The 9,715-nt window shown below is 44.7% G+C and carries 11 protein-coding genes; 4 read left to right on the top strand and 7 right to left on the bottom strand.

What is annotated here, in order from left to right; all coding sequences use genetic code 11:
* Positions 1-343: 343 nt before the first annotated feature.
* Positions 344-706 carry a helix-turn-helix domain-containing protein gene (locus U2H13_RS01885; protein WP_007409352.1) on the bottom strand — a complete coding sequence of 121 codons (363 nt, stop codon included), beginning with the start codon at positions 704-706 and terminating at the stop codon, positions 344-346.
* A 231-nt stretch (positions 707-937) separates the two neighbouring features.
* Here U2H13_RS01885 and hxlA point away from each other — a divergent pair, with 231 nt between their 5' ends.
* The 4 genes from hxlA to comJ all read left to right on the top strand — a co-directional run bounded on the left by hxlA (position 938) and on the right by comJ (position 3,314).
* Positions 938-1,573, top strand: a complete 636-nt coding sequence (hxlA, locus tag U2H13_RS01880; RefSeq protein ID WP_014416875.1) for a 3-hexulose-6-phosphate synthase — start codon at positions 938-940, stop codon at positions 1,571-1,573.
* On the top strand, positions 1,570-2,127 hold the full coding sequence (gene hxlB, locus U2H13_RS01875) for a 6-phospho-3-hexuloisomerase (RefSeq protein WP_103527165.1): 558 nt from the start codon (positions 1,570-1,572) through the stop codon (positions 2,125-2,127). Before hxlA ends, hxlB begins: the two co-directional genes overlap by 4 nt.
* A 330-nt stretch (positions 2,128-2,457) precedes the next feature.
* Positions 2,458-2,895 (top strand): NucA/NucB deoxyribonuclease domain-containing protein, encoded by a 438-nt coding sequence (locus U2H13_RS01870; RefSeq protein WP_103527166.1) that lies wholly within the window; start codon positions 2,458-2,460, stop codon positions 2,893-2,895.
* A gap of 20 nt (positions 2,896-2,915) precedes the next feature.
* Positions 2,916-3,314 (top strand): competence protein ComJ, encoded by a 399-nt coding sequence (comJ, locus tag U2H13_RS01865; RefSeq protein ID WP_007609299.1) that lies wholly within the window; start codon positions 2,916-2,918, stop codon positions 3,312-3,314.
* Between the two features lie 40 nt (positions 3,315-3,354).
* Here comJ and U2H13_RS01860 read toward each other — a convergent pair whose 3' ends face one another.
* From U2H13_RS01860 to U2H13_RS01835, 6 genes are all read right to left on the bottom strand, one after another.
* A complete protein-coding gene (locus tag U2H13_RS01860) occupies positions 3,355-4,791 on the bottom strand; it encodes a glycoside hydrolase family 1 protein (RefSeq protein ID WP_072177592.1) in 1,437 nt (478 codons plus the stop codon).
* Positions 4,792-4,894: 103 nt separating this feature from the next.
* Positions 4,895-5,173 carry a YckD family protein gene (locus U2H13_RS01855; RefSeq protein WP_263612330.1) on the bottom strand — a complete coding sequence of 93 codons (279 nt, stop codon included), beginning with the start codon at positions 5,171-5,173 and terminating at the stop codon, positions 4,895-4,897.
* A gap of 116 nt (positions 5,174-5,289) precedes the next feature.
* Positions 5,290-5,724 carry an RDD family protein gene (locus U2H13_RS01850; protein ID WP_014416871.1) on the bottom strand — a complete coding sequence of 145 codons (435 nt, stop codon included), beginning with the start codon at positions 5,722-5,724 and terminating at the stop codon, positions 5,290-5,292.
* 14 nt (positions 5,725-5,738) lie between these two features.
* Entirely contained in the window at positions 5,739-6,875 is a 1,137-nt protein-coding gene (locus U2H13_RS01845) for a zinc-dependent alcohol dehydrogenase (protein ID WP_094296367.1), read from the bottom strand.
* Between the two features lie 64 nt (positions 6,876-6,939).
* Positions 6,940-8,142 (bottom strand): GTP-binding protein, encoded by a 1,203-nt coding sequence (locus U2H13_RS01840; protein WP_014416870.1) that lies wholly within the window; start codon positions 8,140-8,142, stop codon positions 6,940-6,942.
* Positions 8,143-8,331: 189 nt separating this feature from the next.
* Positions 8,332-9,537: an MFS transporter gene (locus tag U2H13_RS01835; RefSeq protein WP_014416869.1), complete on the bottom strand. Its 1,206-nt coding sequence runs from the start codon at positions 9,535-9,537 to the stop codon at positions 8,332-8,334.
* Positions 9,538-9,715 lie beyond the last annotated feature (178 nt).

Genomic DNA, 9,715 nt, shown 5'->3' with positions numbered 1-9,715 from the left:
TTCTATATATCTACTTACGTTCACTTTATATGAAAATATTGTTTTTATCACCGAAAAATGGGTGAAAAGTTTCATGCGGCACACCGAAAAAAAATCCGACGAATCCAGAGGGTATTTTGCGGCATCCCGCAATTTATTTTCAAAAATATTATTTACGTAAAATTAAAAATCTTTAAACTATAATGAAAATCTGTCGAATATCCAGTTATGGCAGAATGAAAAAAATTTACGTACGTAAGCTGACCCGGAAAAAACAGCGCAAGAACCGAAACAGACAGCCCGAATGTTCGCAATATGATTTCATTAAACCGCAAAAAAAGCACTCTATTTTACATAGAGCACTTCAAAAAGATTCCTTTATTGCAGTTTTATCAATGTTGATTAATTCCATATAATCTTTTCCCCACTTATACATGGCGTCCAGAATCGGCATAAGGCTTTCTCCTTGCGCCGTTAAAGAATACTCCACTTTCGGAGGAACGACAGGGTAAACTTCCCTGTGAACGATCAGATCCTGCTCCAGCTCCCTGAGCTGATTCACAAGAATTTTGTGCGTAATATCCGGAATTAAAGCTTTCAGCTCATTAAACCGCTTCGTCCCTTCTTTTCCCAAGTGCCACATAATCAGCATTTTCCACTTCCCGCCTATCACGGCAAGCGTCAATTCCTTTTCGCAATTAAACGTTTTCTCATCCATTCGGCTCACGGACAATTCTCCTTCCTCTTACTTTTTGTACGGTCATCATCTATTCATACACGCTTACTTTTTCACACAACTTTCGTCAGTTTATACTACCACGCAGTTTTGCTGAAACAAAGCGCATTGCCTGCGGGGACAGTATCCTCAAAGTAACTATTAGACTTCAAAGTGCGTACTTCTCAACATGCGGGGCACTCTATAGAATGGAAATACATGAAAAAGAGGAGTGGATATAAAGTGGAATTACAGCTGGCATTAGACTTAGTAAATATCCCGGAAGCAATTGAACTTGTGAAAGAGGTCGAACAATATATAGATGTTGTAGAAATCGGCACTCCCGTTGTCATTAATGAAGGACTGAAAGCCGTGCAGGAAATGAAAACAGCCTTTCCTCACTTGAAAGTGCTTGCCGATCTTAAAATCATGGATGCAGGCGGTTACGAGATTATGAAAGCGGCAGAAGCGGGAGCCGACATCATCACCGTTTTAGGAGCGACAGACGACTCAACGATCAAAGGGGCGGTTGCCGAAGCAAAAAAACAGCAGAAAAAAATCCTCGTCGACATGATTAACGTAAAAAACCTTGAAACACGGGCAAAAGAAATTGACCAACTCGGTGTTGATTATATTTGTGTTCACACAGGTTATGATCTTCAAGCAGAAGGAAAAAATTCATTCGAGGAACTGACGGCGATTAAAAAAGCGGTCAAGAGCGCTAAAACCGCAATTGCCGGAGGCATTAAACTTGATACGCTTCCTGAAGCCATCAAACAAAACCCAGATTTAATCATTGTCGGCGGAGGCATTACGGGAGCTGACAATAAAGCGGATGCTGCTGCTAAAATGAAACAGCTGATCACACAAGGATCATGAAAACGACTGAATACTTACATGAAATACTAAATGAAATATCCCGCACCGCAGCATTAATATCCGACAGTAAAGCTGACAAGCTTGCGGATCTGATTTTATCGGCAGATCAAATCTTCACGTCCGGAGCGGGACGTTCCGGCTTTATGGCTAAAGCGTTCGCCATGAGGATGATGCACATCGGCCTGAACGCTTACATCGTCGGTGAGACGCTTACCCCTCCCCTCCAAGAAGGCGGTCTCGTCATCATCGGCTCAGGCTCAGGCGAAACAAAAAGTCTGCTTCATACGGCTGAAAAAGCCAAAAACCTTAACGGCATTATCACTGCATTAACGATTAACCCCGCTTCAAGCCTCGGCAAACTTGCGGATCTTACAATAACGATTCCCGGCTCTCCTAAAGAAGAGACCGGCGGAGACAGAAAGACGATTCAGCCGATGGGTTCTTTATTCGAACAAACTCTTCTGCTGTTCTACGATGCGGTTATTCTAAAAATCATGGAGAAAAAAGAATTGAATTCAGCAGACATGTTTACAAAGCATGCGAATCTGGAATGATTTGCTAACGGCCTTCTTATCAGATGGCCGTCTTTTTATCGTCCTGTTTCGCACGACACTCGCAGACGAAGATACCTCGCCGGTGAGCTTATCGCTATAATAAGTCAATTGACGATACGGCCGCAACCGTTCATTTCTGAATAAGGAAACGGCAAAAAACACTTTCTGATCGAATTTTTAATGAATAAAGTTGATTTGTGCGGATGGTTTTACAGATATTCAGCTGAATTGCGGCTGAGAAATATATTTTAACAGCTTTACAGCCGGCCGATTCTGCTTTATTCTTGGACCAGCTTAACAGCAATTTAAAACTGGAGGTGATTGATACTCTTGAAAACATTAAAAGCACTGCTGCTTGTTCTTATCATCATTGCCGGAGCAGTCGCGGCCCTGATCAAGGGTGATCTTTTCTCAGATAACGAGCAGACCGTTCAGAAGAGTGATTACGACAAGGTAATCCTATTTCCGTCCGATCGATATCCGGAAACAGCAAAGCATATTAAGGACGCGATAACAGAAGGACATTCCAGCATATGCACCATTGACAGAGACGGAGTACATAAGCGGCGTGAGCAATCTCTTAAACATGTGCCTGTCAAAACGGGATACGATAGGGATGAATGGCCGATGGCGGTTTGTAAACAGGGCGGAAATAATGCCTCCGTAGAATATATTTCTCCGGCAGACAACCGCGGAGCCGGCTCTTGGGTCGGACACCAGCTTACCAATGATCCCGACGGAACGAGAGTATTATTTAAAATCAAGTAAAAAACAGGAGGAACAGCGCATTGATTAAATCATGGAAACCGCAAGAACTAGCCATTTCTTATCATCAATTTACAATCTTCCAAAAAGATTCAGAACCGCCTGTTATCGATTGGACCGATGAAGCTATTGAAAAAGGATATGCGGAAGCTGACGGAGCTGTTTCATTTGAAGCAAGGAGAAATACGAGGGCATTTATCGTCCTCAGGCTTAACACAAGTGAACCGGTACCATCCTATGAGAAAAAAGCGACTGTTCCCTTTGAGGCTGTAAAAGATGGAATTGAGATTGAAAGCGTGATGTCAAAGCGGCTTTTCTTTCATATTCCGAAAGGCCGATACAGCCTTACCTGTTATTCAGTGCCTGCCGAAATATCCGATCTTCATGCGGATACGTATATTATTGATGCAGCCGCAATGTAAAAGAAATCCCTGAGAGAATCATATTTCTCTCAGGGAACTTTTATAAACTTTTACCGTTTGTTTCAATTACATTCTGATACCAATAAAAACTTTTTTTCCTGATCCGTTTCAAATCTTTTTCATCTTCTTCATCTCGATTGATATAGACAAAACCGTAGCGTTTTTGATAGCCGTTCAGCCAGCTTAACAGATCCGTGAATGACCAGCTGCAGTAGCCGATGAGATGAACTCCATCACTAATGGCCTCTCTGCACTGTTCAAGATGGGAGCGTAAATAGTCAATTCTGTAGTCATCCTGAATTGAGCCGTCTTCTTCTATTTTATCGAATTCCCCCAGCCCGTTTTCTGTTATAAAAACCGGCAGCTCATAGCGGCTCGTTATACGCCGGAGGCCGATGCGCAGACCTATCGGGTCAATCGTCCAATCCCAATTACTCGTCACGAGATTAGGATTCTTTTTCGTTTTAAACAGCCCCGGTATACCGGTATCCTGGTTTGTCCCTTTCTGACCAGTCGTGTTCATTTTCCCCTCCGATACACCGTCAAGAGGATTTCTTTCGTACGTAATCGTCTGATAATAATTAACACCGATAAAATCCGGCTTGCCTTTCGCAAGCAATTCCATATCCCCGGCTTCAATGGCGGGCGCCCAGCCCTTTTCCTTTAAATAATTGAAAGGAATTTGCGGATAAGTCCCCCGGCAATACATATCAAGCCACCAATGGTTCATAAATTCCTCTGCGTTTTCAAATGCAGTTATGTCTTCAGGGTGACTTGTAAGCGGATAAGCCGGTGAATAAGCGAAGCTCGGGCCGATCAAACCGTCAGGAACATATTGTCTGAAGGAGTCAATCGCTTTGGCATTAGCTAAAAATGCGATATGATTCGCTGCATAAAATCGTTTTCTGTCCTTTACGCCGGGCGGATGTGCAGCTGTTATAAACCCGTTATGAAAATTATAATTCTGCTCATTTAACGTGACCCAGTATTTCACCTTGCCGGCAAATCTTTTGTATAACGCAATGCAGTAATCATTGAAATCATCAATAATTTTTCTTGATTCAAAGCCGCCGTATTCATCCATCAGCGCCTGAGGCAAGTCCCAATGATAAAGAGTCAGCACCGGCTCAATATCGTTAGAAATCAATTCATCGATCAAGTCTTCGTAAAATGCGACCCCTGATTCGTTAATTTCCCCTCTGCCATTCGGAAAAATTCTCGGCCAGCTGACAGAAAATCGGTAAGCTTTCAAACCCATTTCTGCCATCAAGGCGATATCTTCTTTATAGCGCTCATAATGGCCGACTGCTGTATCACCATTTGAGCCTTTAAACGTTTTACCCGGTATTTTCGTGAATAAGTCCCATACTGAAGGTCCTTTACCGTCTTTATTCCAGGCTCCTTCAACCTGATAGGCAGCCGAGGCTGACCCCCATAGAAATGTATCAGGGAACAGGCCCTGTTTTTTATGTATCATGTGTTTCATCCTCCTGATGCGTATGATATTGATATCATACGTTATGAAACGCGTTTCAGAGCAATCCCGATAAAAACAAAAAAGCATCCGGCTTGCCGGATGCTTAAGAATGATGATGCCGCTTTTCCAATTTATGAGGCGGAGGCTTCGGGACAAACCCATTTTGTTTCATCATGTTAAAGCGCCTGTCCATATGCTGTTTAATATGTTCTGCTTTTTCTTTCGGCAGGACCCCGTACTCAACATATTTGGATATGACATGTTTTCGTTTTTCGAGCACTTCTTTTTCAAGTGATTCAATTTCTTTTTTCTGCTGTTCCGTGAGTGACATTGTTGAAGGCATTTTTGTTCCGGCGGCGTGTGCCGGCATTGTGAAAACCATTGCTGTAATGAAAAACGCAGCTAAAGACAATGCAGCTTTTTTCATGACTCTTTCCTCCTTTAACGTTTGTTATATGTTGCTCCCCCATCCATTTTTTATGCAAAAAAAGAGCGAAATTATTCGCTCTTTTCAATCGATTCGTCCGGCAGCGCGTATGTGACATACGTTCCTGCTACAAAATCGTGGATTGACCGTCTGTCTTCTCTCATTCCGACCATGAATGCGCTCACGATCACACCGATTCCAAACGTCACGCCATATATCAGGCCGCCCACAAGCACTCTCAAAATCATAGTGAGAAAGCCTACCTGAGTTCCGTCTTTTTTGACGATGCGGATACCGCAGATCTTTTTGCCGATAACATAACCGTTCCAGTATACAGGGAGCAAAATACCATAAAGAGTCAAAATGATGCTGATCATTGCGCTCTCATTCGGATCTTTTCCTGTTGCCAGCATAAAAATAATCGCCAAAGGCACTGAAGTAATTAAATAGTCGAGTACCACGGCTCCCAATCTGATCCAAAATCCCGCCGGTCTGTAAATATTCATCGTGTTTCTCCTCGCTATGGCTTCAAAATCACTTTAATGTTGCCATCTTCTTTTTTGTCAAATATATCATATGCAGCAGGAGCTTCCGCAAGACTCATTTTGTGTGTAATGATATCCGTCGGATCAATTTCATTTTGTTCGATCATTTGATACAGCATCGGCATCAGATGAATAACGGGTGCCTGGCCCATTTTTAAAGAAACGTTGCGTGTGAAAAAATCACCGAGCGGAAAGCCGTCCGCTTCAGAAATGTATGCGCCCGTGAGCTGCACGGTTCCGAACTTCTTAACGGCTTCTGCTGCTGTAAGAATCGGACTGATCGTTCCGAACTGATTCGGTTTTTGCTCTGTTTTTTCTTTTGAAAGCGGCGTGCCGTCCATTCCGACACAATCAATCACTACATCCGCGCCCCCTGACGTTTGTTCATGCAGCAGTTTCCCGATCTCATCATGTTCTGAAAAATTGAAGGTCTCTGCTCCGTTTATGCGTCTCGCATGTTCAAGGCGGTGCGGGACTTGATCAACTGCGATAACCCGTTTAGCTCCTTTTTTCCACGCGAATTTTTGCGCCATTAAGCCGATCGGACCTGATCCCAGAATCACGACTGTATCTCCTTTTTTCACTCCGCTGTGCTGGACGCTCCAAAAGGCGGTCGGCATGACATCTGACAGAAGCAGCACCTGCTCATCTTCAAGCTCACTGTCTGCCGGAACCAGAAAAGAAGAGAAATCAGCATAAGGAACACGTAAATATTCAGCCTGCCCGCCGGGATAATTACCGTTAAACTCCGAAAAACCGAATAAGCCGCCGGCATCTGTATGAGGATTTGGATTAGATTCATCACACTGGCTTTCCATCTGGTGCTTGCAATAATGACATTCTCCGCAGCCGATATTAAAAGGAATCACGACCCGGTCGCCTTTTTTCAGCTTTTTGACTTGACTGCCCGTTTCTTCAACGATTCCCATCGGCTCATGCCCGACGATATAACCCGGATCGGCGGGTATTCCGTTTTTATATAAATGAAGGTCTGAACCGCATATCCCGGTTGCGGTGATTCGAACGATGACATCTCTCTCATCTTGAATGGCGGGTGCCGGGACTTCTTTCACTTCCATATGTTCTTTTCCTTGGTATGTCAGTGCTTTCACACTTGGTCAGCTCCTTTTTCATCACTCCTTCCCTTTTCACCTGCTTCTAAACTTGGCCGGTATGTTATTCGGCCCGCTGAATATCCCATTGAAAAGGATCTTCAAGCTGCGACCAGTCGGAATCGAACTCAGACGGCGTGAGCAGGCACTGATCCAATTCCTTTGTAATGGCTGCTTCATCTAAATCTGTTCCGATAAACACCAGGTTCGTATGACGATCTCCGAATTGGTCGTCCCAATCTTCCAGAATCTCTGGTTCCTGCTGTTTGATCTGCTCCTGCTCAAGTTTCGGCATTGCCGCCACCCAATAAGAAACAGGCTCAATCGAAACCGCCGGACCCGCCTGAGACATCAGCAGCGCAAGGCTGTTGCGGGTTGCGCACCAAGCAATTCCTTTTGCGCGCACAATGTTGTCAGGGATTGATTGATGTAGCCAGCTGTCAAAACGAGCGGTATGAAACGGCAGACGCCGCGAGTACACAAACGAAGTGATGCCGTACTCTTCCGTTTCCGGAGTGTGCGCTTCATGACCTGCCGTCAGTTCCTTTATCCATCCTGCTGATGAACTCGCTTCCTCAAACTCAAATAAACCGGTATTCAATATGTATTCGGCGGGCACTTCTCCGCGGACGGACCGGATCAGTCTGGCACGGGGCTGTAATGCGCGAAGGACCGTTTCCAGCTGTTCAAGCTCTTTTTCGCCCACCATGTCGCATTTATTTAAAATGAGCACATCACAAAACTCGATTTGGTCAATTAATAAATCGGCAATCACCCGTTCATCCTCTTCTCCCGCCGCTTCCTTCCGGTCAAGAAGGCTGTCACCGGACTGGAAATCATGCCAGAAGCGGTTTGCATCCACCACGGTCACCATTGTGTCCAGCCTGCAGAATGTTGTCAGATCAATGCCCATTTCTTCATCTATATAAGAAAATGTCTGGGCAACGGGAATCGGTTCGCTGATCCCTGTTGATTCAATCACAATATAATCAAATCTGCCGTCTTTCGCGAGTTTCTCAACTTCGACTAATAGATCCTCACGCAGCGTGCAGCAGATACAGCCGTTGGATAATTCTACGAGTTTCTCATCCGTCCTTGACAAGCCGCCTCCCTGCTTCACCAATCCCGCGTCTATATTTACTTCGCTCATGTCATTGACGATGACGGCAATTTTTAAACCGTTGCGGTTTTGTAAAATATGATTCAAAACGGTCGTCTTTCCGGCACCAAGATAGCCGCTCAATACTGTAACCGGAATTTTTTTCATATAAATAGCCCCCTGACAAAATAGAATGATTACGATTTAAATTCCGCACCTGCCCCTTTTTCATCATGATGTACATTGTTATAAATCGTAATCGTTACTATTTATTCTGATATATTCTCCGTTGAAAATCAAGTGGAAAATAATCAATCATAAAAAAGACACGCTGTCATACGTGTCTTCCGCCCAAACTTAAACATCCGCAGGACTGTTTTCAGTGCCATAGCTTTTTCTCCAAAAATAGCCTGCGGCCAGAACAAGCACAAATGCGAGCAATGCGATACATGAAAAAGAGATAAAACCGATCGCATAAGTTCCCGTCATCTGCTTCAATGATCCTAAAATATTGGGAAGGAAAAAACCTCCTATGCCGCCGGCCGCTCCGACGATTCCCGTCACCATTCCGATTTCTTTTGCAAAGTGCTGAGGGACAAGCTGAAATACTGCTCCGTTGCCCATACCGAGCGCCATCATTCCGATAAACAACAGAACGATCACCGTTGAAAGCGGAGGCAGGCTGCTGACTCCCGCCATACACAGAGCCGCGATGACAAACAGTACAGCGAGAACTTTCGCACCTCCCGCACGGTCTGAAATCCAGCCTCCTGCAGGGCGAAAGAAACTGCCCGCTGCAACACATATTGTGACGAAATCACCGGCATGGATTTTTGACAATTGATATTGATCAACGAAAAAAATCGCCAAAAAACTTGATAATCCCACAAAACCTCCGAAAGTGACGCCGTACAAAAGACAGAAACACCATGTCTCCTTCTGCCTGAAAACGTGAAGATAGTTTTTAAGCGGCTGCGGTGCGGGCTGTGCAGGAGAGTCCTTCGCCATGACGATAAACAGTATAAAAACGATCATCAACGGAAGAAGCGCAATTCCCATTACACTGTGCCACCCAAACTGTTCTGCGAGGCGGGGACCGAACAATGTCGCAAACAAAGTGCCGCTGTTGCCGGCACCTGCTATCCCCATCGCAAGCCCCTGCAAGTGAGGCGGATACCACCGGCTCGCCATCGGAAGCGCGACAGCAAAACTTGCGCCCGCCACGCCCAGCAGAATGCCGATCGCATACAGCTCAGTCAAAGAACGGCCACCGAATGCCCCCCAAAGCAGCGGGATCATTGTAATCAGCATCCCGATCACGGCTGTTTTCTTCGGACCGATCCTGTCCGTTAACACGCCTAAAATGATCCGAAACACAGATCCTGATAAGATCGGCAGAGCCACGACAAACCCTTTTTCAAAAGAAGATAACCCGAAATCCTGAGAAATATAAACGCCGAGCGCCCCCAGCATGACCCAAATCATAAAACTCACATCAAAATATAAGAAGGAACAGAGCAGAGTGAGCGGATGGCCGCTTGTTTTTAATTCCGACAGCTTCATAACATTCTCCTTTCTGGTCTTCTATCATTTCAAATTGCTGAATCAAGAATATATGACCGGCATTCACTGGAAAAGACATGTGTAAGATAATGCGACACATTTAATGCGTTAATCAGGCAATGTGCCATAATTTCTCATAGAGAAGCAAAACTTACAGGCAGCTGCAAAGGAGGTTTGG

Origin of the sequence: Bacillus sp. A1, from assembly GCF_042296235.1 — a bacterium.
Lineage (GTDB): Bacteria > Bacillota > Bacilli > Bacillales > Bacillaceae > Bacillus > Bacillus velezensis.
The sequence above is the reverse complement of the archived record's forward strand: the minus strand, read 5'-3'. Positions and strand labels throughout refer to the sequence as shown.